This window comes from Merdimmobilis hominis, assembly GCF_016901855.1.
Classification (GTDB): Bacteria; Bacillota; Clostridia; order Oscillospirales; family Ruminococcaceae; genus Paludihabitans.
The window spans coordinates 1-23,114 of the sequence record NZ_JACJKY010000018.1; the positions used below are offsets into that span (position 1 = coordinate 1).

Below are 23,114 nucleotides of genomic sequence, written 5' to 3' on the forward strand. Positions count from 1 at the left end.
GTAAAAATCGTATACTGATAGCGAAAGGAGGATACCAATATGACCTTCGGGGAAAAAATACAAAAGCTGCGGAAAGAAGCCGGGCTGTCACAGGAGGAACTATCCTATCCGTTAGGCGTATGTGTCAACAAATAACTACATTTATGTCTTGAAAGGTTTACCTATACTTTCAAAACGCTTAAATTTCAAGATGTTACAGCGAATTGACAAATTGCCAACACTTCTTGCTTGCCAGTAAAACCCGAAAACTATATACTTGATACAACAAACGCAAGGAGGATTTTGCAAGTGAAGTTTAATGAGAAACTTATGTCCATTAGAAAAACGAAAGGCTTATCGCAAGAGGAATTGGGAATGGAACTTCAGGTTTCGAGGCAAACCATTTCTAAATGGGAATCTGGACAATCTTACCCGGATTTTCAAAGATTAGTTATGTTGAGTGACTACTTTGATATGACTTTGGATGAGTTGGTGAAAGATATTGATGTTCAAGATATACGCGATAAAAATTTAACTGATGAGAAAGTGGCGTCTATTTATTTAGATGTTGAAAATGTAAAAAACAAGTCCAGAAAATTAGTAAAAATCTTTTGTTATGTTGGTGTCATATTGCTGGGAATAGTTATTTTATCATTTATTCTGCATTTGTTTTTTCCCGACATAGAATGGTTTTGGGGAAGTACTTAATAACTAATCATTTAGCAAAGCCATCCGAGCCATACAAAATTAAATATCCAGCCGCCACCGAGCAGGAAATTAAAAGGTTTCCTGCTTTTCTTATGCCGTTTTTCAGAAGGAGGACTGCTGATGGTATCAGAATACCAAGATAACTTGTGAAATGGCAATATATGGCTGGTGTTCTGGCGTGTACTGCAATGCTGTTCATGTTCGGAAAATGATGGCCCTCAAGAAAATAAAAAAATTTTGGAATAATCGTTGTGCAACCTCTCACCCTCAACGGCAAATAGGGTGAGAGGTTCTTTTTATGGCCTCACGGCACTTTGAAAACTGCATACCCATTCATCAAGCACATTCCCGCTGCTTTGGCGAAAGCCAAAGCCCAGGTAGCGGCTGCGCGGTGATCTGCCGGGAGAAAACAACGAGACACCACCGAAAAAAGAAATTGTAGGTCTTTGGTTTGTTCTTCCTGACAAGGAGCGAGAAACAGCAGGCTGCCAGTACCGGGCGGCTCCCGGTACGGCCATGACCAGCAGCGGAGCGATACTCCCGTCCAGCCTAACGTCCGAGCGTTGAAGCGGCTCTATTTTGCCGTGATCCGTCGCAGGCAATGGGGGCGGTTGCGTGAGAACCACGCGAGGGGTGAGATTCCCCGTGGAGCTGGTGAGCTGCCAGCCGTTTGATGACTTCCCACCACGGTGCTTCGGGGTGTCGAGGACAAATAGGAGCACCTTTGAAATACGGGCCGTACAGCAGGACGGGCCAATGAAAACAAGAGGATTGTTTTATCACTCCCCGGCCTTCATACTGTTCTGCTGTCCGGCTCTACATAGGCGGCATCAGCCGCCTGCATTTCAAAGGGAGGTCATAAAGCATGAACAGAACATATCATCGCGGCGATATGTACTATGCCGATTTGGGCCGGGGAATCGGTTCCGAGCAGGAAGGTTATCGCCCTGTCCTTATTATTCAGAATGATACTGGAAACAAGCACAGCCCCACGGTCATTGTGGCGGCCATATCCAGCAAAGTGGACGCCAAGGCCAAGCTGCCCACTCATTACCTTCTCAAAGCAGAGAACGGCCTGGAGCTGCCTTCTCTGGTGCTAATGGAGCAGCTTCGCACCATTGATAAAAGGCGGCTGGAAACGTACATCGGACATCTGGAGGAACAGCATATTCGCCGGCTCAACCGCGCCCTGGCTGTCAGTGTGGGATTGATTGAAGAAACACCGAAAAACTTAATCATGTGCCTTTGTCCGGCCTGTGCCAATAACTTCTACGGCACAGGCTCTTATTATTTGCGCAGGCTCCACCCTGGCCGGGTGGAAAAGGACATCTGCACCTACTGCGGCCAGCGGCCTGGTTTTGATTATGAAGTAGTAAAAAAGAAGGAAAGGAAGTGAAGATTGGATATGGAAAAGCTGATTACTCGTAAGGAGGCGGCAAAACTGTTAGGAATCAGCCTTGCCACGTTGGATGAAGCCAGAAACAGCGGTTTGATTTCCTATATTCAGTATGTGCCGAATGGGTGCGTATATTTCACTTCTGCCTACCTTCAAGAATATGTTGCCAAATGCACCTATCGGGCAAAACCTGTGGAAAAGAAAGCGACCTACCGAAATGTGCGTAATGGTAAAGCACAGCATTTGTGAAGAACCAAAAGATTTATCGTGCAGGGGTGGCAGTACAAATAGGTATTTATGAAAAATGGTAGGTAGTGTCTGTTAATTATTGTATTTACTTTCGTGCTACATTCGTGTATAATAGTAGCACGAAAGGAAGTGGCAATAATGATCAAATCGAAGCGATTTGAGCAATTAGACAAACTGATAGTAGAACATGATGGGATGTTGCGAACTTCACAGGTAATCGACTGTGGAATTGCAAAGGCCATCTTTTATGAATATGTGAAAAAGAAAAATCTTCAACAGGTTGCCCATGGTATCTATGTTTCCGAAGATGCTTGGGTTGATGGGATGTTCCTTTTACATCTGCGATGCAGCCAGGCAATATTTTCCCATGAATCAGCGTTATTTTTTCATGACCTGACAGATCGGGAACCCTCTCCATACGCGATAACAGTACGCAGAGGTTACAGTACAACTCGCTTAAAGGCAGAAGGGTTTTCTGTTTATACTATAAAGTCGGAGTTATATGAAATTGGATTGACTACCGGCCAAACACCTTTCGGTCATGCAGTGCCCATCTACGATATGGAACGAACTATCTGCGATCTGATCCGTAGCAGAAACAGTATAGAGATGCAGACTTTTCAAGGAGCTTTAAAGATGTATGCCAGAAGAAAAGATAAAGACTTGCGAACTTTGATGCGCTATGCTGGGATGTTCCGAGTAGAAAAAATTTTACGGCAGTATTTGGAGGTACTTTTATGATAAGGACGGCAAGGCAGCTCAAGGATTTGATTCGGAACCTGTCCAGACAAAAATCAGCGGATGCACAAATTCTTATGCGTAACTATATGATGGAGCGTTTTTTGGAACGGATTTCCCTGTCCGAATATCGAGACAAGTTCATTTTGAAAGGCGGTATGCTGGTAGCCGCTATGGTCGGGCTGGATGCCCGTTCCACGATGGATTTGGACGCTACTGTAAAAGGAGCCAATGTCAATATAGAGGACATAGAAAACCTGATTTCTGCTATTGTGAGTGTTCCGATTGATGATGGTGTCAAATTCCAGTTGAAAAGCATTTCAGAGATTATGGACGAAGCGGAGTATCCTGGGATTCGGGTGAATCTGACGACAACTTTTGACGGTGTAGTAACGCCTTTGAAAATTGACATCTCTACGGGGGACGTCATTACTCCCAGAGAGGTCCGCTATTCTTTCAAACTGATGCTGGAAGATCGCTCCATTGACATTTGGGCGTACAATTTGGAAACGGTTCTGGCGGAGAAGATGGAAACCATTATTACCAGAACCACGACCAATACCCGAATGAGAGATTTCTATGACATTTATATTCTGGAACAGCTCCACGGGAGCACACTGAACCAGCATACACTCCATGATGCACTGTTGGCAACTGCCAATAAGCGAGGAACAGAAAAATATCTTACAGATGCAAAGAACGTTTTGGATGAAGTAGAAAACAGTCCTATTATGCAGAAACTTTGGGAATCTTACCGTAGGAAGTTTTCCTATGCGGCAGAGCTGGAGTGGAACATCATCATGGAGGCAGTCCGCAGTCTGTACGCTCTCTGTGAAAAGGAATCAAGCCTATGAAAAGACACGGCCATTATTGTAAAGTATGCGGAGAATGTAAAGCCAATGAAAAATTTTCAGGTAAAGGTCATGTGGCTCATATTTGTGAATCCTCTGCTTCATTTAATGGGATTGGCTGTGAAAGCGGCACGTTCCGACAAACATCACCACGATCTTATAAACTTCTGAAAAATAAAAGTTTATAAGATTGATGTTATAAACTTGATTTTAGATGGAATTTATGCTATGCCTCTCCACTTAGGGGATTAAAAAACTTCATATCTGAAATGGACAGCCGGTTGGTTTTCTCAGAGAGAATCAATCGGCTGTTATATGTCCAGGGTGTAAGATGCGAAATCGCACCTTTGAGCAGATCGTGTGGTTTTGGTAAAACAAAGATACAACACTGATTGCATTTGGAGGTAGAAAAATGGCAGCAAAAAGAAAACGAATTCCCAGGTACAGCAAAGTCCAGATAAATGGGCATGAGTATTACAAAACAGATATTGAGGACGCAGATGGCAAACGGGTGATTCTTTACGGAAAAACCCGCGAGGAAGTTTACGACAAGGAAATGGCGGCTCTTGAGCAAATCGACAACGCCACATTCCGGCGTAAATCCCCCACGGTTGCCGAGTATTGTGAAAAGTGGCTTCTAATGCAGTCTGTCCATATCCGTGCCACCACATTGATTGATTATACATCCAAGGTGCGGCGGCATATTATCAAGGAGCTGGGTGAGAAACGAATGGCCGATGTAACCCTGGATGACATCCAGGTTGCCCTTGTGCCAGTCTCTAAAAAGTCGGCTTCAGTTTATAAGTCCGTGGTAATCCTCTACAAGTCTATTTTCCGGGCGGCTAAGGAAAGCCATGTGATTGATACAAACCCGACGATATACCTTGAAGCAAAAGGCGGAGGCGTTCCGCAGGAGGAACGGCAGGCTTTGACGGATGAACAGGTAGAACGGCTTTTGGACGCCATTCGCGGGTTGCCGCCCTATGTATTTGTGATGATTGGCCTGTATGCTGGGCTGCGGCGGGAAGAAATCCTTGCACTGCAATGGGATTCGGTATATCTGGATACAGATGCGCCGTATTTGACGGTCCGGCGGGCGTGGCACACGGAACATAACAGGCCGGTCATTCTCACAGAGTTAAAAACGAAGGCTGCGGAGCGGAATATCCCTCTCCCGGATCGTTTGGCAGAGTGCTTGAAAGAGGCAAAGAAAAAATCGACATCAGACTATGTAATTGCCAACCAGGATGGAGAGCCGTTGTCTTATACGCAGTTTAAGCGGCTTTGGCAGTATATTGTGACACGGACAGCAAAACCGAGGATGGCCCGCAAACTTGTGGACGGGAAATATGTGAAGTATATGCTTTACCCGAAGCTGGGTGAAAAAGCACGGAACAATGGTCATGTGGTATATAGCCTGGATTTTGACGTTACGCCACACATGCTTCGTCATACCTACATCACAAATTTGATTCATGCTTCGGTAGACCCGAAAACAGTTCAATACTTGGCTGGTCATGAGAGCAGTAAGATCACGATGGACATTTATGCGAAGGTAAAGTACAACAAGCCGGAGCAACTGGCAGGAGTTTTGAGCGGAGCCTTTGCAGAATGGGATGGCGGTGAATACGAAGCGGCACAATAATTAGACGGAAAACGTACAAAGGGCGGGGAGTGTTCCCCGCCCTTTGCGTTTTCCAGAATCGCACCTTTGATAGAGCCATGGTTTTTCAGTATAAAGAAGGTATCGGCGCTGAAATACATATTAAATAGAAAGGAACTGAAATCATGGCGAAAAAACAAGAAAATGTTCCCCGGTATGGCACTGCCATGCGGAGGGGGATTCAATATTACAGGACTCGGATCACCGATGCAGATGGAAAGAGGGTGGATTTGTATGCTGAAACCTGCGAGGAACTCCAGCTAAAGGAGATGGAGGCCCGACGCCAGGTAGAGGAGGCGGTTTTCCGCAGAAAACATCCAACGGTAGCAGAGTATTGCGAGAAATGGCTGCTCATGCAGTCGGCAAAGGTGTCCTCCGGCACGTTGAGGGGATACACCCAGACCATGAACAACTATATTGTCAAGCCCTTGGGAGAAATGTACCTATCAGATGTGACAGCAGACGATATTCGGCTTGCGATGATTCCATTGGCTTCAAAATCTGCTGGATTGTATAGTAAGGTAAATATGCTCCTGAAATGTGTCTTTTATTCGGCAGAGCGAAGCCAGTTACTTGAATATAATCCCTGTGAGGGACTCTCGGCCAAAGGGGGAAAACCGGGGAAAAAGATAAATGCCTTGACGGATGAGCAAGTGAAGCTGCTTTTAGATACTGTCCGAGGACTTCCGCCCTATACCTTTATAATGATCGCTTTATATTCCGGTCTGCGGCGCGAAGAAATTTTGGGACTGCAATGGGACTGCGTATTTCTGGATGTTCCTACGCCGTACATCTCTGTACGGAGAGCATGGCGCTCAGAAAATAACAGGCCGGTGATTTCCACAACGCTGAAAACGAAGGCGGCCCGGAGAGATGTTCCGATCCCAAAGTGTTTGACAGACTGCCTGCGGGAAGTGAAAGAGAAAAACGAATCGGAATATGTGATTGCTGACAGAAATGGACAGCCTCTTTCATCTTCGCAGTTCCAGCGGGTTTGGAAATATGTAACCGTCCGATCCACAAAACCGCATACCTATTATAAGTATGTAAATGGCCAGTGCGTGAAGTGTACGGTGACACCCACCCCTGGCAGTCATCAGAAAAATAACCCGAAGTTGGTGTATGCCATTGACTTTGATGTGACCCCACATCAACTTCGTCACACCTATATTACTAACCTGCTGTACGCAGGCGTTGACCCAAAAACTGTTCAATATCTTGCCGGGCATGAAAACAGTAAGACGACTATGGACATTTACGCGCAGGTGAAGTATAATAAACCGGAGGAACTTCTGGGTGTTGTAAATGCGGCATTTGCTCCATCTGTTGGTGTCTAAAATGCCCCCATTTTTATGATTAAATACTGGGGCAACATTTGAGGGCAGAGGCCAAAAAGCCCATAAAATCAAGGAAAACAGGCGCTAAACTGTACGCCTGTACTGGTCTCAAGCCGCCATTTCCACAGCGGCAACTCATTTAAATACTGCTGTGACGATTCGGTCAGATAGGCGCCGTCGCCTTTTCCGATAAATCCGCCGACGTAACTGTTTCCGCTGACCACAACCATAAAACCGGTATCAGCACTGTTTACCTGACACCCCATCACAGCGGATGGCTGAATTCCTACGAGCGAGAGCAGCATCTGCGCTTTCGAAGGATCTGTGGAAAGAAGCCTTGTCAGCAGTCCTTTTACCGTACTCAGCAAGCTTGCATCTGTTGTTTCATTTTTCCCGAGATTTGAAATCCATCCGACTGTCGCAATGCCCGCAAATCCGCCGATACAGCTTTCCGCTCCTTTTACCGAAACGGAACCGGTTATCGTATCGTTGATCGCGTAGCTGTTTGTGAGTGCGCCAACAAATCCGCCCAAGTAATCTCCGCCCGTCACGGTGACCTGCGGTGCTGACACTTGACAGTCAAGCAACAAGCTCTGCGGCTGGGTCACACGAAGAAGTTCAATACCGACCTCAGAGAGCAGGCCTTTGATCTCAGCGTCCCGCGCAATTCCCGCAAAGCCACCGGCATACGATATCGCCTGAACATTGTAAGTTTGTGCACAGGAAACAGAACATGATACAGTTCGTGTTCCAACCTGTGCACCGACAAAGCCGCCAGCATAATCGGTGTTCTCTCCGCCGATCACCGTGCCATCCTGATTCAAGTCGACTACATGGCAATTCCGCAAAACCGGATTGTAGTAACCTGTAGGGATTAACTTATCCACAGGCAGCACATTATTGAGCAAAACGGTAACCAAATCACCCAATCCCAATCCGGGGATCGCATTGAGCAAGGAGGAAAGAACATTCACCGTCAATTTCAGTGTATCAGAAAGACCATCATATTCCGTCACGCCGGTGCTGTATCCAACAAAACCGCCGGTATAGTTGTTGACATTCTGCACTTTCGCGTTAGTGACTACGCAATTTTCCACCACTACGTCGCCTTCAATACGTCCGGCAAAAGCACCCGTTGCAAATCGTGTTGGATTATCCGCGCGTGCGTTCAGCAATTCCGACAGCGTATCCTTCAAACTTAACTGTACATTACCAAAGGTGAGAATCGGCAACAGCAAATCAAGAGCACCGCCAACGATCCAGCCAAGCCCCGAAGTCAGTGCGTTGAGAATCGTTTGTGTGTCTTCTGTACTGCTTGTCAGTGTCTGCACCGAAACGTTGCTCAACTCCAGATTGGAAACCATCACCTGACCGGCACTGACACCGACATTATTGATATTCATCTGATTGGAAATCGTCGAAAAGAATCCAATACCAATATATTTATTGACTTCTAACGGTGTCGTTTGTTTCACCGTGATATTGGAAATCACAGGGCGACCCGTTGCGGTAATCGATGTATCATCCCACAGTGGTTCACCGTTTTGTGAAGTCGCACCGATCATCGTTCCCGAAAATGTCAGCGGCGTCCAATTCTCTCCGTTTAAATCGATATTACGGAAAATAATATAGTTTGCATCCATGGAATACGTTTGACCGCTATCCTCGATATCCATTTTAGGGTCGATTTCACCGGTCTGCTGATTGACGCCGCAGCGCCCGACGGTCTCGAACAAACCGCCATCTGCATTTTCAATTCCGTCTATTCCGAATGTGTAGTCCTTGTGTCCGTTCTGCGCCTGTGTCAAATCCGCATCGCCGCCATACAGCATAATCGGATTGCCGTTTTCATCAGTATCGACCTGCCATCTACCTTTAAGAACCGCCTGATATACCGCAGTATAAACGGGATCATCCGAACCAATCGCACGCATCTGCTGCGCATTGCCGATCAAAATATACGTTTCCCCGTTGATTTCTTTAATTACCTGACCCGCAAAATCGCGTCCCCATTGATCGGACGATTGATTTTGTACTGCAGTGTTTGCCATCGGCTCTGCTGTATCAGAACAAAAATCAGCAGAAACAATATAGCGATGCTCCGGACTGTATGTCAAAAACGTTCCGTCTTCTCCATCCGGATAAATCAAGTTACCGATTCCAAAATATGCGGAATTCCAGTCGTCAGCCAAAACCGGCTGCTGTGCTGCATCGTCCTGCGCGATCACGGCGAGCTGATAGGGATGATAGAGATATATCGCCTGCTTCTCCACATTGTATACTGCCGCGTTCTCCGGTGCAGTCTTCGGCATGATGGTTCCGGTAAATCCCGCCGGAAGTATCCACGTCTCACCCTTTGGCAATTCAATATCTTGTGCAATTCGATAAGATGCGTCCAAACGATATAAAATGGTATTTCCCATGTCATCGGTCAAAGGATTTCCGCTTCCAAGCTCTACGGCATCCCCATCTGTCACAGGCTGTCCACTGCCGACTGCACAAAGCTGTTCATATGTATACAGTAGGATTACCCCTTCTTCATAAACCGGGGGAATGGACGATATATCCGATTCACCGAATGTGTCTTGTACAACTGCATACGCTGTATCTCCAGAAGCATGTCGCTCCTGCTCATTCCACAAACCATGAACAGGTGAAACGATCGCCTCGCAAACTGGTACTGCTGTATACATAAACAGAATGACAGCCATAAAAAACGCAGTGATTCGAATTGTCTTTTTCATCTCAAATCTCCTCTTCGCTATATTTTTTTCACAGTAAAAATCTCTTTTTCATCAGAGCTGCACATTATCAATCCAGTAATTCATTGATTGTAACCGACCGAAACTCATTAATGAACAAAACGTTAATATTTTTAATATTTATATATGCTTTCCAAACTGGACACGTTTTTCTGTACGCAAACGATATCCACACCATTTCCTCGCACTATACTAATAATGAAGTGTCAACCATATCGCAAAGATTAGCTTTCATCTTGATAAATTATTAAAACGACTAATCATAAAACTGTATTGATTTTATACGACAATTATATCATATTGTGTTTATATATGCAATCAAAAAATTTAAAGAAACCAGCATTATATGTAAAGACATCATACATGTTGAATAGAAAAATAAAAAAGTAAAAGAACGAGGCTACACCGGTTATAGTTGAATTACGATAACTAGGCAACAGTCGCCCTGCATTGTGTATGTGCCGCCCATTTCTTCAAATATCATTTTAGCCATAGCAAAAACCTCCTTTGATACGTTCATTGTACCAAAGGAGGTTTTTATTTACGAATGTGCGATCTTAAAATTTACAGAGAAAAAATTGATTGCAAAAATTACAACGAAATTTATTTCCGGACAAAAAGTAATCTTTGATTTTAAGATCACCATTGTTCTTCATCATCTTCAAATAAATTCCGATATTCTTCCTCTTCTTCTCTACGGTATTCACTATCGTCCCAGTTATAGACATATTCGCCACGGTCGATGCTGTATCCGTCCTTTTCTATCCACTCATATTCTCCTGAATCATAGTTAAAACAATACTTTGCCATCTCTACTCCTCCATTCCGAGCACATACATAAGCATACTGTACGCCGCTCCTTTTTTAGCTGCTTTTTTGCTCGAAGATGTTTCATCAAAATAGTACTCTTCTTCCTCTATATGACATTCGCAATTCCAAATCGGATTGCCATCATCATCGTATGTTTGTTTAAATGTATATGTAGGAAGGGAAAAATATCCTCTGCGAGCCAAAGTCTCCAACTGATTGACTGCCATATCTCGGTTGGGATTATCAATCTCGTCACGAATCGTAAAAAGCATATTGTGATCATCCAAATATTCGTAAGCCAATTTACAAGCAGCCATTCTTGCTTCACGAACAGATACGCCAAACCCACAAAAAATGGGCAGTGAGTCAAGCAATTTAAGGTAACAATGATATTTCAGCTTATGATAGTCATAAAATAACGGAAAACGCTGATATATCGTATTTTCTTCTTTAATATACCACGTCATCTGATACGAGGCTTCTATGTACTTATACCAAGGAATACATCCATTTTTCTGCCATTCCCACTCTTGTATAAGACGAACATAGTTTGTATCAATATCGTCAATTAAAAAATCTTCCGGGACCAGCATAGCTTCAACTACTAATTGAATTTTATTTTGATCCCATCCGCAATCAATTGCGACAGCACCAATAATCGCTTCAAACAAATCTTCTTTTACAGAATCTTCTTGATTGATATTTTGTTGAACATCTCCTTTGCCCATAATGAGATGTTCTGAAAATCCGAGCTCATCCATTCGTTGGGCTAATGTTTTTTTATTGACCATTCGACTTCTCGTTTTAGAGAGTTCATCCTCATTGTAATCACAACTAAAAGAATTGACCTCCTGTTCTCCGGAACTCTTTAAATTCTGTTCCCAAGCAGAAAGCTTTGTTCCATCAACCGGATCGCCATTTGCCAAATGTCCATATTTCTGAATAAGCAGTTTAACAACAGCAAAATCAAGTGCCTTATCTCCAATGAACTCGAGAACCTCATTGTTTTCTCCGCCTTTTTCTTCAGTATAAGAGCGCCGAGTGAATGCTTGTTTGAGCAAATCCAAATTTTTAAATTCATATCCGATTTGCCTTTGTACTATTTCCCAAACTAATTCTTTTTTCATAATAAAAAACACCTTTCCGTAAGTTTACAAAAAGGCATAAAAATGCCTGACAAAAACAATCCCACTATATAAAACATCGAGAAAAGAATAATGTCAGGTAAAACAGATTAAATTCAATTCTTTGTTTGCACGGGTTTATTCAGGTTCACTTGCATAAACAGGAATAAACAAATAAAAACAATGTCTCAAATTTAAAAAGCTATACCTTTTATGGATCCATATTACCAACAAAACAAGAAAATATCAAGATGATATCCACTTTTTGAAACAGATGTTTTGTGAAAGAGATAAACTCTAAAAATTGTTGTTCCGATTTACGCCCCAATCCTTCATATTGATTTGCTGAATTCAAAGTATAAATCATATCACATTTTTTCCTCTATCGATTTTATTTTTCCGTTGCTTTGAGCGCAAGAATACATTATAGTTAATTTAAGGGCAACAATCTATTTTGTCAAGTTAGGAGACATGATTTATGCAAATTGAAGTCAAGCAAAAATATCTGATTTTTCCTGTAAACACACTCTCTTCTTACAAAAAAATGATGATTTCCTGCGATGAAAAACCGGAATATACGTTAGATATCCGTCTTGATCACCTCTCTCCGAATTTTTACGCATATATTGACGTGTCGCAATATATAGGCAAAATTCTATCTGTTTCGATTGATCCGGAAATGGAATGTTCGTTTGAAGAATCGGATACCATGAATATTCCGTCGTTGTATCAAGAGTCGTACCGGCCGCAGGTGCATTTCACTACGAAAAACGGTTGGATAAACGATCCAAACGGCCTGGTTTATATCAATGAACAATACCACATGTTTTACCAGCATAATCCGTGTGAAAACAAATGGAACAATATGCATTGGGGACATGCCGTAAGCACAGATCTGATACACTGGGAAGAAAGAAAGATTGCGCTTTTCCCCGATAAAACCGGTGCCATGTTTTCCGGAAGCGCAATCGTTGACGAAAGAAACTTACTTGGCCTGCAGACAGGCGACACACCAACCATTCTTTTGTATTACACCGCGACAAATCCGTTCAGTCAGTACATTGCGTACTCTACAGATTCGCTTAAAACAATCAAGAAATACAGTGATTCTCCTGCTGTCCCACATATCGTTGGTTCTAACCGAGACCCAAAGGTCGTTTTCTGCAAAGAGTGGGACGCTTATGCAATGGCTTTGTATCTTGAAGATGATATTTATGGAATATTAAAATCGAACGATCTGCTTCATTGGAATCTTGTTCAAAAGATTGCACTGCCGGGAGACAACGAATGTCCTGATCTATTCCCTATTACTGCAGAGGACGGAAATAGAAAATGGATATTGATCGGAGCACACGACCGATATATTGTCGGCGACATGGGCAACGATGGATTTTATCCAATTCAAGAAGCGCAGTCCCTGCATTATGGAAAAAGCGCATATGCAGGACAAACGTTTTCGGGCATGCCAAACGGCAGAGTAATCAGAGTTGATTGGGACAAATGGGATATTCCCACGCCAAACATCTGCGGGCAAATGAGCTTTCCTACGGAACTCACACTAAAAGAAATCGACGGTATGTACTATGTTTGCGCGCACCCAATCAAAGAGATTGCATGCATCTATGATAAAAGCGAATTCATAGAGGAATTTACTGTACACGCAGAGATGCCGGAAAGAATCCCGCTTACACCAACGCCTTATCTCATCAAAATGAGCATTGAGCCTGCCGAATCAACACAGCTTGCACTCAAAATTTTCGGTATCGATGTTTTTCTGAATCAGTCAGATAACAGTATAAAAATAAGCGACAGTTCGGCATCTATCACACTGACGACAGAGAAATGGGAAATGATCATGCTTGTAGACAGATGCAGTGTAGAGTTATATCTTGACGATGGGAAGATTTATCTTGGTACAATCGATGAGAAAACATATTGTGATTATAATCTTCCCTATTTGGAAATGACGTCAAGCACGGATTGCACGATAAAAAATATGGAACTTCATTCTCTGAAATCGATTTGGGGGAACTAACATGAAACTACTTTCGTTCGGTGAAATCATTTGGGATATCTATAGCCAAAACGAGCAGACTTTAGGCGGTGCACCGCTGAATTTTGCGGCGTATACTGCTTTATTGGGAGACACTGCATGGGTGGCTTCTTCTGTCGGAAACGATCCATTAGGAAAAAGAGCCCTTGAACAAATCAAAGAGTTTGGCATAAAAACCGAATACATTTCAATCTCGGAAGAAAAAGAAACCGGTCAATGCCGTATATCACTCGATAAAAACGGGGTGCCTTCTTACAATATCCTTGAAGATGTATCCTATGACCGTATTTCTTTGCCTGATAAATTGCCTGCGAATTTTGACACCATCGCATTTGGAACGCTTGCATTACGCAAGGAGTATAACAGAACAAAATTAAAAACTGTATTAGAGAATAACAACTTTTCTGAAATATATACCGATTTGAACCTCCGCGCTCCTTTTTACTCTGAGGAAAACATTGGTTTCTGTCTTTCAAATGCAACAATCGTAAAAATCAGTGATGAAGAATTGCCTTTGGTCACACAAATATTGTTTCATGAAGCTTTGAATTTACAGGATGCGGCGATTTCTATATCCCGAAAATATTCTCAAATAAAACTGTTGTTAATCACTTGCGGCGCAAAAGGATCTTTTTGTTATGATTGTCAAAACGAAAAAACGTACAACTGCCCTTCTGAACCTGTTGACGTCATATCAACCGTCGGAGCGGGAGACAGCTTTGGTGCAAGTTTTTTATCACTCTATGAAAAAACAAAAAATATACCATACGCTCTCAAGCTATCGGCAAAAATAAGCGCTTTTGTTGTAGCTCACAAGGAAGCTATTCCTGGAACCGCTAAAAGCTTCATTGAACATCTCATATCTGATGAAATGAAATCTCAATGACTAGTGGATCTTACAAAATGACAACATGAGCATCGTATTCATACGAGTAGTATGATTTAAATTCTCGATATCCTTTTCTTTCATGTGAAAAGACCTTCTGGTTTTATATTATTGCAGTTCACCAACCCCAACTTCATTTTGCCAGAAGGTCTTTTTTTACTATATAATTTTTATTCCTCCCAATAAAGCTGAGGGACATCGCCCAAAGATCCCTCTTCCCGTTTACATATCCATGTCGAACACATATTATTTCTATATCAAACAAAGGTGGCACCTTTTCCACAACACCCATTCCTATCTGTTTAAAAACTGTCGGCATATAGAATTATACACGGGTCATTTGTTTCCAGTGTTAATCTTATTTAGTATATAATTAATTTGAGTGAGAAAATCTTTTTTATCACTGTTTTTGTGGTATAGTAAATGAAAGAATTCATAAAATCACCCATTTTGTTACTAAAGAGGAAACTACAGCCAGATTGATAAAAGGTAAAAATGATTTGGCTACTTTGAGCCCGCATTTAGCGAAAGAGTGGCATCCAACTGAAAACGGAAATTTAAAACCGGAAGATATTACTGTTGGGTCAAACAAGGAAGTTTGGTGGCTGTGCCCAGAGGGTCATTTCTATCTAATGGCAGTTAATCAGCAAGCAAAAAGAAACTATGGCTGTCCGTATTGCTCTGGTCATCGGGCACTCAAAGGAGTAAATGATCTTGCAACGACATATCCCGACTTAGTACAAGAATGGAATTATGAAAAAACACAAATTTAACTCCTTATGATGTAACTGCTGGCAGCAGAAAAAAGTATGGTGGGTGTGTAAAAAAGGTCATGCCTATGAGCAACTTATTATCAACCGCACCAAGAGGGGATATTCTTGTCCATACTGGTCGGAGTGCAATTATAGGACTTGGAGAAATCCAGTCATATCAATTGTTTGCAAGCCGTCAGCAAGAGGTTTTTATCCTAAAAAACCGGATATTGAGCATTCCGCCGCCTGAGTGAAACCATGGGTGGCGTTTTCATAACCGTTGGAAGGGCTATTTACCGATGCAATCAGGCTCCCAACCCCATCGGTTACACACCTCCATAAGGGCATTGAAGATATGCTTCAATATGCAAAAGTAGCATAATATCAAAACTCGGGCATCTCAACAACCTGTAAGCAGAAAAAGTCTCATTTGTTAGTCAATTATTCAATATATTGAGCAATTTTATGATACTGATTTTCAAATAAATCCTTACGCTGTAGCAAAATTTCATAACCGTAATCATAAGCTGGAGACGGAAATAGGTTAGCAGTTTCCAATAAATTACCTCCGCCAATCCAAGAAATCACATTATCGATTCGCAAACGAACAATTGCTACAACATTTTGTGCCATATCAAAGGATGCAGCTGGATCATGTATATTACGCCTTACAACTAATCCGTGTTGAGCATGTGGGCGCAGAAAAACAGATGGTAGTGAGGACCGAAGATCAATGGTGATCGTTTCATTTCCAAAATAAATTCCTCGTTCAATGGGGGCAGTATTATTATCAACCGCAACAAGTAACATATATTGGTAGATACCTGCAATAGGGTCTTTAGCAGTAACCAGTTCAACTGGATTGATAGTCCGTTTCTCGTAGTAACAATATTCCGATAGTTTCTTTATTGTTTTGAATTCGTTAAGTCCGAACCAAAGCGCAATCCAATGGTTGTCTACCAAATCTATAAAGTGTGTCGAATACCCATAATGTTGAAGCAACGCCTCAACTATCAATTCTGCGCTTTGTCGGCCTTTAAAGCCAGATAACTTTGCAAACCCTGAAAATTTATTATCGCCAATCGCATTTTTAATAGCATTATTTAATGCCTCTTCATATTTATAAGAATTCTGCTTACGCGAAATACTCGGAAGGAGAGATTGATGTAAATGAACCTCTCCGCGATAGTAAACATCTCCATAATCGGTATTCAAAAACTTTGCATATCCAATCAGCTGGTTTAATGCTCTATAATCAGATACATCAAATACCGGAACCTCATGTCCTATTTGAAATTTATGTATTTTAATTTTTTCTATATACGGGCTAGAGATGTTCTGAACAACTTTGGGAGAAAATTTTTTAGAAGGTCGAGTTCGTTTTATTTTTTGTTCACCAATCTTAGATAGTTGCATTTTTTATACCCCTTTCAATGGTTTGCAAGCAACAAGCAGGGCTTTCATCTTAAAATTAATCATAAAACTAAGGCCATCGTCTAAAGCCACCGTTTAATTCAATGCGGTGCTTTAGTTTTTGGCAGGATTGTCAAAAGCAAATTTTCGGATATTAGGATAAGCTGATTTATCAACCTGCCGTGCAGCAGTTACCAAACCTCGCAACCGCTGGCGACTCTTAGTGTCAGTTGGATTATTGCGAAGGTGCTCATATTCAACTACAATCTTTTTTCTGAGTGCATTTTTGATTGTAGCCTTGCCTTCGCTATTGATTATAACCCCCGTTACTAATTTGGGATATGTTTTGGAATATCCTTTAACTTTTTTCCGAGATACTTGGTAATTATATTTTTTGATAAGGGACAGTACAGATTGTCTAAATTCTGATGAAATCTTATGTTCACTTGAAAACACCACATCATCTACATAAATCGTCATTGTCACATTGTTTTTATCTGATAAAGACTGCAATTCATCAAACATTTTGCGATTAACCAAGTATGAAAGGATTTGGCTTGTTGGTGCTCCAGAAATCAAATGGTTATAGCATTTAACCCCTTTGTTAGCCAAGAAATCATAAACTTCCAACAGGTTGCTTTGGTTGAGTTTTTTAAGGTCGACGGTAGTTAAATTCGTCAATTTCTCAGCAACATCAGGAGAACAGCACAAATCTTCAAAGAAAAAACGGTAGACGCTTTCTCTGCTGATCGAGGGGAAAAAAGCGGTCAAATCAATTTTGTATAAGTTCCGCTTACTCCTACCCAAATGGAGACGAGCATTATCAGAATATGATCTCCCTTTAATACCAGAAAAAACATTATCGGGTACTTGGATTTTTCCCAATAATGTTTTTATTCGCTTTTGTACAGTTTTCAATTCAACCTGCGGGGGCTCAATGAGTCGAGGTTTTTTAGTTTTATCAATATAGGGACTAATCATTGAAACAACGCAGTCCTGTCTCAATAAATCACCGTTTTTAATATGTAGAACATATTTCAACATTTTTTTGGATTGAATTCCGTACAGTGGACAATCGGTATATTTCAAAAGGTGTTACACCTCAATTCTTAAAATGTGCTGGTGTTAGCTGTTGACTACTTTACCGATTATCCAACGGACAAAATCGGGAAGTAGTTCAGGGCAGCAGCAGGATACAGTCAGTACGGCCACCGCAACCAACGCAACGATGATCACGCCAATTGCGACAGCAGGGACATGAGAGCGAGTCTCATTCAAGTAAACCTTGTTATTGTCACCGTAGATATTGATGACAACACTTGGCTTGTCCGTTTTCTTCACGGAATTCACCTCCTTGTTATTATTGGCCCCCAAAATTGAGGGGACTTCCCGTCCGCCAATAACAAGGAGATATTGCAGCCTTATATCCTAATTCGCACCAGCACAAATCCGACTTCCCAAACAGCTTTATACTGTTCAGCTCAACACCCAATCACCATACACCGCCACAACGAGACACGCATACACACTGGCTACATGGACAGCTACTGTGTCGCCGTGTCCGTGTGTCACAGTGTCGGGGTGGACAGGTGCTGATGGCACTTCTGCCGGAAAAAATGCATCTGTACCCGTAGGTACGACGCCGCCCGCTTTTTGATCACGAGCCAAACGAAGTCTGATCTGACCGCTCGTACTGACATTTGCCATTATACCATATCTCCCGCAGAATGTAAAATAACAGATTATGAACACCGCCCAATAAGACTACGGGCGGTGTTTTCATATAGAAAAATCCGAAGGGAGGGGATAACTCCACTGGCCAGCCGTGAGGCTGGCTTTTTCTATTTCACGACAAAGGAGGGTTTTCATTGGCAGACGATAAAAAGAATATTCCAGATACCAAGAAGGTAGACGAGCCAGCCAAGGTAGAGAACACTGAGTCCATCAAGGCTGATTCTTCTGTGCCGGAACAGCCTGCCCATCCAAACTGGAGACCCGCGCGGTAGAGGGTATGTTCAAGGCCACAGCACCTCCTGCGGCAGAAAAGACTCTCACTCCTGGGCAGGCCAATTCCAAAAGCAAAGACAATCCCACCCCGTCCAAAGAGGACAGGCCCCAGTCGGGCAAAACCGATCAACAGGTCACGATCCCCGGTATGGGAGATCCCACCCCCGCCGCCCGTGACGTGGAAGCGAAGGGCAAACCACCATAATATTTTCAGTGTTATTGTTTATGCTTTTTGTAAAATAGTCAATATGATGCGCATGAATCAGGTTAGATCCATATTTTTCTCCGATATATTCTCCGCAGATTTGACAACGGTAGCCGTAGGCTGTTTTTAAATCGGTCAGAATTGTTTTTGTGAGTTTTCGGAGTTTACACACTCGTGTTTTCAGCAGAATATCTGCGTTCGGATCTGTCCCGTCCAGAATACTTTCTGCAGTTATTTCGCCTAACGCAGAAAGTTCTCTTGTTTCCTCGCGAAATTCTTCATTTATGATACAATCAAAAAGTATAGTCCCGGAGATTGGCGTGGAATAAACCGCCAAAAACTCTTTTTGATCTTCTGTAATACCTGCAACTCGCTTGCTTTCACCGCGCGTTATTTGATTATGAATCATTTGTTCCGTGTGGAAAAAGATTGTTCTGAGCCTCTGTGCCAAAAGGCTGTTTTTTGCATAACGAATCTGAAGCAAATCCTTATGTGTCGGATATTTGTTTTGATCAAATCGAATATTCACAATGTCCGCTGAATAAGTCTCTCCGTTCATTACGATATTGATCTTACGCCGTTCTCCTCTGTTAAGTGAAAACCCTAAATTCGAAAAAAGCATTTCTTCATGGATAACAGGAACTGTAAATCCAGCATTCAGCACAGAAAAATCAATGGATTTATAAAATATCAGCATAGTGTTCTATCACTTCTTTAAGAATGATTTTCTTTTCAAATCCGCCACGTTTAGCCGCCTTATCTGCACGCACCTGCTCCAGTTCATCAAGTGTCCAGCCTCGGGCTTTCACCACTGCCTGCATGACTTCAAGCAAGTCAGCCAGCTCCTCAAGTGATTTGCTCTCCTGATACTCAGCCAATTCTTCGTTCAGCTTCTGATCCAGCAAACGCAGATAATCATCATCAGACAGAACTTCACAAACACAGATTTTTCCGTCTGCTTCAATGATTTCCGGAATCCGGTCACGGACAAGTTTATGATAGGTTATTCTTCTCATCTTTCTGCCTCCTCAAAATCAGATTATTCGCGAAGCAAAACGGAGATCGATCGTTCTTCTCCGCGATATTCAATAAATGTCGTTACTCTCCCTGTTTTGACAGTATCCTGTTCCTAGATAAGAATGGAAAACTCCAACTGTTTCTTCACCCCTTTGTCAGTCCAAAATCATACTGAAGATAGTCGGGCAGTTCATGCTCCATAGCCACATCAAACAGATATGTGCCGTTTCCGTTTTCCGTCTTTCGACAGTTATGAAGCGTTCCCTTTCCTACATAGGTAAACGGCAGTACAATTCCGTTTTCATCCGAAACCTTGCGGATAAACAAATGGGCAAATCGACTTTGGTTGAGCTTTTCCAAATGAGATGCCGGCAGATTGGCCATGGATTCCCACTGGAACACATCTGCCTGCAGAAATTTGTCTTGATAGTTGAGCTTGTCCTCTTCGGGTAAATCCTTTTTGAGGGAAGCAAAAATCACCACATAATCATCGTAATAGTAGGTACCAACGGCGGTGTATCCCGGATTTTTCAAAAGCTTTAACTGCACCTGATCCATGCGGTAATTCTGCCACAGCTGAAATCCCGTTTCTTTCCCGTTCTCCGCATCATAGCGAGTAACACCATAAGTCAAAAGATCGTCAAGATATTCGGCCAGCTGATCATCCATCTGCACATTCAGCGACAGTTCGTTCCCGTTTCTGGTCACGACTTTTAAAAATTGCAGCGCGTGATCAAGCTGTTCTGTTTCATAACCTAAAATTTTTTCTGCCAACGCACGATCGATCTCTTCAATCCTGTAAATACCGTTCATCAGGCAGCGGATGATTTCATACTCATGCGGGCGCACCAGCGGAAGCAGACCAGAAAGCGTTCCGATAAATGTCACCTGCTCCTCTGTAAATACCGGCAAGTGTTCCTCACCGATGCCACTGAGAAATTGATAATAACAACCCGTCTTTTTTCCGCCGATTTTAATACTCATAAAGCGGATCAAATCCGGCGCACAGTCGTTATTCAGATAGTCCATATGCTTTGGATAGAACTCGGAATTGATGTATTTCTTAAAGTTAAAGTAATCCTGTTTTAAGTACTTGATCGCGTTAAAATTCTCTTGATCGATGAAGTCGAGGATTTCCTCTTTGCTTAAATCATCGATATGAATTTCTACTCCATATTCAGAAAGGCCTAACGCAGTAAAATCATCCCGCACCAAAGATGCCATCAGACGCTTTTCCACAACAAAATTCTCCGCCAGCGAGGACAGTGCGAAAGCAATCTGCACGCTCCGCTTGTAGCTGTTGCCAATGAAGTCCAACACCGTCACATAGGACTTATTATCGTATTTTCGAAGTCCCCGTCCCAACTGCTGAATAAAAATCGTAAAAGATTCAGTCGGACGCAAAAACAGTACCATGTTGACACCAGGAATATCTACACCTTCGTTTAAAATATCTACCGTAAAAAGGACCTCCAGCTCTGCACTGTCGCTTTGCAGGTCGTTGTATGCACGGATACGCTCACCGATGTCGTTGCGTCCGGTCAGATATGCAGTGTGATACCGCTCCCCCATCACTTCGCACATCATGCGTGCATGAGTCACATTTCGACAAAAAGCCAAGGCTTTCAGCTTCCCCTGCGGACGATGGGCTTCAATCTGTGATGAGATAAATGCACAATGCTCATCATTGGCCATCTGCGCAATCAGCCGGCGCTCTTCTTTGGCAGTCAATCCGTAGTCCACCAGAGAATCGCGGATTCCATAGTAGTGAAAAGGTACGACCAGATCATTGATAATGGCATCTCTAAGCCTCAATTCATACGGCACATTCTTGTCAAACAACTCGAAAACATCTTGATTGTCCATCCGCTCCGGCGTAGCAGTAAGCCCAAGAAGAAATTCCGGTTCAAAATAGGCAATGATTTTCTTGTAGGTTTCAGCTGTCGCGTGGTGGCACTCGTCGATGATGATGTAGTCAAACGCATCCTTTGGAAACAGCTCGAGCGTCTTGCACATAGTGATATTCGTCGAAAAAACGAAATCTGCATCCGACTCTTTGCTGGTGCCGCTGTAGATTCCGTATGACACTCCGCTTCCGAATACATCCTGAAACGTCTCCAGGGATTTTTTCAGAATCGATCCCTCATGCACCACATAAAGCAACCGCTTCGGATTAAAATTCAGTGCATCAAAAGCGGCAAGATACGTTTTTCCACTGCCAGCAGCCGCTACGACCAGCGCACGATTGGTTCCCACAGCACGGTAGCGGTTTAGTTCTTTGAGTGCTTTTCTCTGCATGAAGTTCGGCTTGATATGGGCGGCAGACAAGTCATAGTCCATATCCCACCGCTCAATCGCAAAGTTTAATTTGTTCGCATACAGATTCAAAATCTCCGGATTCAGCAGATGAGTGGCCTTCCACTTGTCCTCAAACTCTGCCATCGCTTGCTCATACACGTGATCATCCTGAACCACAATATCCCACTCGATATTTTTGAGCAATGCATATCGGGTAATGTTCGAGGAACCCACAATGACCTCGCGGTGACTGTCAAACGCAAACAGATATCCTTTGGAGTGATATCCCAACGCAGAATATCCAGAATCGTGGAAGCACTCATAATCCAGATGACACTGAAAATTTGGATACCTGCCCATGAGGGAATAAAAGCTTTTGAGTGATTCGATATCCGTGAAGTTCTGATAGGTAGATGTGATAACACGTCCCTCACATCCCCGTTCTACAGCAGACTCAATCTCTTTAAACAGCAAAACAAGGCCAGCCTTTTTGATAAAGCTGACCGAAAAGCAAAATGAACTGCATCGACGCAGATTCTCCCTGATTTTACTCAGAAACGTCGTTTCTGTATAGTTGGTTAGAAATTGATTCTGCATATTCTTCTCCTGTGGAAAGGAAACAACAATCCACAAGCCCTCTGCTACACCTTTTTTGACTTCTTAAAGAACATCATACGATAATCGGTGTTCTATAACACACAGCTGCAGGTTTATATGTTTTGTTGTAATTTTCATGGATGTATTTAGGCAAAATATAAATAAAATGATAGTACATTATATCATATTTTGTCGTATAAAACAATAAATTTTTACATGTTTACCCACAACTGCAGGATCAACTGCTATAACTATCACCACAAAACAAA

22 protein-coding genes and 1 pseudogene are annotated in these 23,114 nt (G+C 42.6%); 13 read left to right on the forward strand and 10 right to left on the reverse strand.

Translation table 11 applies throughout. The annotated features are described in order from the left end of the window. The first annotated feature begins 39 nt into the window (after window positions 1–39). The 8 genes from H6A12_RS10090 to H6A12_RS10125 all read left to right on the forward strand — a co-directional run bounded on the left by H6A12_RS10090 (window position 40) and on the right by H6A12_RS10125 (window position 6,921). Window positions 40–135: a helix-turn-helix domain-containing protein gene (locus H6A12_RS10090; RefSeq protein WP_204447499.1), complete on the forward strand. Its 96-nt coding sequence runs from the start codon at window positions 40–42 to the stop codon at window positions 133–135. Between the two features lie 153 nt (window positions 136–288). After that, the gene (locus tag H6A12_RS10095) at window positions 289–687 is read left to right on the forward strand and encodes a helix-turn-helix domain-containing protein (RefSeq protein ID WP_087168774.1); all 399 of its coding nucleotides are present in this window, start codon (window positions 289–291) and stop codon (window positions 685–687) included. An 865-nt stretch (window positions 688–1,552) separates the two neighbouring features. Then, on the forward strand, window positions 1,553–2,083 hold the full coding sequence (locus H6A12_RS10100; protein ID WP_204447500.1) for a type II toxin-antitoxin system PemK/MazF family toxin: 531 nt from the start codon (window positions 1,553–1,555) through the stop codon (window positions 2,081–2,083). Between the two features lie 9 nt (window positions 2,084–2,092). Continuing rightward, window positions 2,093–2,332, forward strand: a complete 240-nt coding sequence (locus H6A12_RS10105) for a helix-turn-helix domain-containing protein (protein WP_204447503.1) — start codon at window positions 2,093–2,095, stop codon at window positions 2,330–2,332. A gap of 138 nt (window positions 2,333–2,470) precedes the next feature. Then, complete coding sequence (locus tag H6A12_RS10110) at window positions 2,471–3,073, forward strand: type IV toxin-antitoxin system AbiEi family antitoxin domain-containing protein (RefSeq protein WP_204447505.1); 603 nt, start codon at window positions 2,471–2,473, stop codon at window positions 3,071–3,073. Then, window positions 3,070–3,924, forward strand: coding sequence for a nucleotidyl transferase AbiEii/AbiGii toxin family protein (locus H6A12_RS10115; RefSeq protein ID WP_204447508.1), 855 nt, complete (start codon window positions 3,070–3,072; stop codon window positions 3,922–3,924). The genes H6A12_RS10110 and H6A12_RS10115 overlap by 4 nt, the downstream gene beginning before the upstream one ends. A 409-nt stretch (window positions 3,925–4,333) precedes the next feature. Next, a complete protein-coding gene (locus H6A12_RS10120; RefSeq protein ID WP_204447510.1) occupies window positions 4,334–5,566 on the forward strand; it encodes a tyrosine-type recombinase/integrase in 1,233 nt (410 codons plus the stop codon). Between the two features lie 143 nt (window positions 5,567–5,709). Continuing rightward, complete coding sequence (locus tag H6A12_RS10125; RefSeq protein WP_204447512.1) at window positions 5,710–6,921, forward strand: tyrosine-type recombinase/integrase; 1,212 nt, start codon at window positions 5,710–5,712, stop codon at window positions 6,919–6,921. A gap of 68 nt (window positions 6,922–6,989) precedes the next feature. Here the strand turns inward: H6A12_RS10125 and H6A12_RS10130 are convergent, their stop codons facing one another. From H6A12_RS10130 to H6A12_RS10140, 3 genes are all read right to left on the reverse strand, one after another. Continuing rightward, entirely contained in the window at window positions 6,990–9,665 is a 2,676-nt protein-coding gene (locus tag H6A12_RS10130) for a hypothetical protein (RefSeq protein WP_204447514.1), read from the reverse strand. Window positions 9,666–10,322: 657 nt separating this feature from the next. Further along, a complete protein-coding gene (locus H6A12_RS10135; protein WP_204447516.1) occupies window positions 10,323–10,493 on the reverse strand; it encodes a hypothetical protein in 171 nt (56 codons plus the stop codon). 2 nt (window positions 10,494–10,495) lie between these two features. Further along, window positions 10,496–11,620, reverse strand: a complete 1,125-nt coding sequence (locus H6A12_RS10140) for a ribonuclease III family protein (protein WP_204447518.1) — start codon at window positions 11,618–11,620, stop codon at window positions 10,496–10,498. 475 nt (window positions 11,621–12,095) lie between these two features. Between H6A12_RS10140 and H6A12_RS10145 the strand changes: the two genes are divergently transcribed. From H6A12_RS10145 to H6A12_RS13815, 4 genes and pseudogenes are all read left to right on the forward strand, one after another. Continuing rightward, on the forward strand, window positions 12,096–13,652 hold the full coding sequence (locus H6A12_RS10145) for a glycoside hydrolase family 32 protein (RefSeq protein WP_204447520.1): 1,557 nt from the start codon (window positions 12,096–12,098) through the stop codon (window positions 13,650–13,652). Between the two features lies 1 nt (window position 13,653). Further along, a complete protein-coding gene (locus tag H6A12_RS10150) occupies window positions 13,654–14,556 on the forward strand; it encodes a PfkB family carbohydrate kinase (RefSeq protein WP_204447521.1) in 903 nt (300 codons plus the stop codon). Window positions 14,557–15,035: 479 nt separating this feature from the next. Then, complete coding sequence (locus H6A12_RS10155) at window positions 15,036–15,329, forward strand: zinc-ribbon domain-containing protein (RefSeq protein WP_204447522.1); 294 nt, start codon at window positions 15,036–15,038, stop codon at window positions 15,327–15,329. A 34-nt stretch (window positions 15,330–15,363) separates the two neighbouring features. Next, window positions 15,364–15,558: pseudogene (locus H6A12_RS13815) on the forward strand (hypothetical protein); the annotation flags it as partial. Between the two features lie 191 nt (window positions 15,559–15,749). Here the strand turns inward: H6A12_RS13815 and H6A12_RS10165 are convergent. From H6A12_RS10165 to H6A12_RS10180, 4 genes are all read right to left on the reverse strand, one after another. After that, window positions 15,750–16,724, reverse strand: a complete 975-nt coding sequence (locus tag H6A12_RS10165; protein ID WP_204447524.1) for an FRG domain-containing protein — start codon at window positions 16,722–16,724, stop codon at window positions 15,750–15,752. Window positions 16,725–16,835: 111 nt separating this feature from the next. Continuing rightward, entirely contained in the window at window positions 16,836–17,810 is a 975-nt protein-coding gene (locus H6A12_RS10170; RefSeq protein ID WP_243415483.1) for a reverse transcriptase family protein, read from the reverse strand. 36 nt (window positions 17,811–17,846) lie between these two features. Continuing rightward, on the reverse strand, window positions 17,847–18,062 hold the full coding sequence (locus H6A12_RS10175; RefSeq protein WP_345941244.1) for a hypothetical protein: 216 nt from the start codon (window positions 18,060–18,062) through the stop codon (window positions 17,847–17,849). Window positions 18,063–18,197: 135 nt separating this feature from the next. Next, window positions 18,198–18,428, reverse strand: a complete 231-nt coding sequence (locus H6A12_RS10180; protein ID WP_204447528.1) for a hypothetical protein — start codon at window positions 18,426–18,428, stop codon at window positions 18,198–18,200. Between the two features lie 161 nt (window positions 18,429–18,589). On the opposite strand from H6A12_RS10180, the gene H6A12_RS10185 reads away from it, so the two are divergent. After that, a complete protein-coding gene (locus H6A12_RS10185; RefSeq protein ID WP_204447530.1) occupies window positions 18,590–18,727 on the forward strand; it encodes a hypothetical protein in 138 nt (45 codons plus the stop codon). Between the two features lie 135 nt (window positions 18,728–18,862). Here H6A12_RS10185 and H6A12_RS10190 read toward each other — a convergent pair whose 3' ends face one another. From H6A12_RS10190 to H6A12_RS10200, 3 genes are all read right to left on the reverse strand, one after another. Further along, window positions 18,863–19,630: a hypothetical protein gene (locus H6A12_RS10190; protein WP_204447532.1), complete on the reverse strand. Its 768-nt coding sequence runs from the start codon at window positions 19,628–19,630 to the stop codon at window positions 18,863–18,865. Beyond that, entirely contained in the window at window positions 19,614–19,949 is a 336-nt protein-coding gene (locus H6A12_RS10195) for a nucleoside triphosphate pyrophosphohydrolase (RefSeq protein WP_204447535.1), read from the reverse strand. Before H6A12_RS10195 ends, H6A12_RS10190 begins: the two co-directional genes overlap by 17 nt. A 145-nt stretch (window positions 19,950–20,094) precedes the next feature. Then, window positions 20,095–22,845, reverse strand: a complete 2,751-nt coding sequence (locus tag H6A12_RS10200) for a DUF3427 domain-containing protein (protein ID WP_204447537.1) — start codon at window positions 22,843–22,845, stop codon at window positions 20,095–20,097. Window positions 22,846–23,114: the final 269 nt, after the last annotated feature.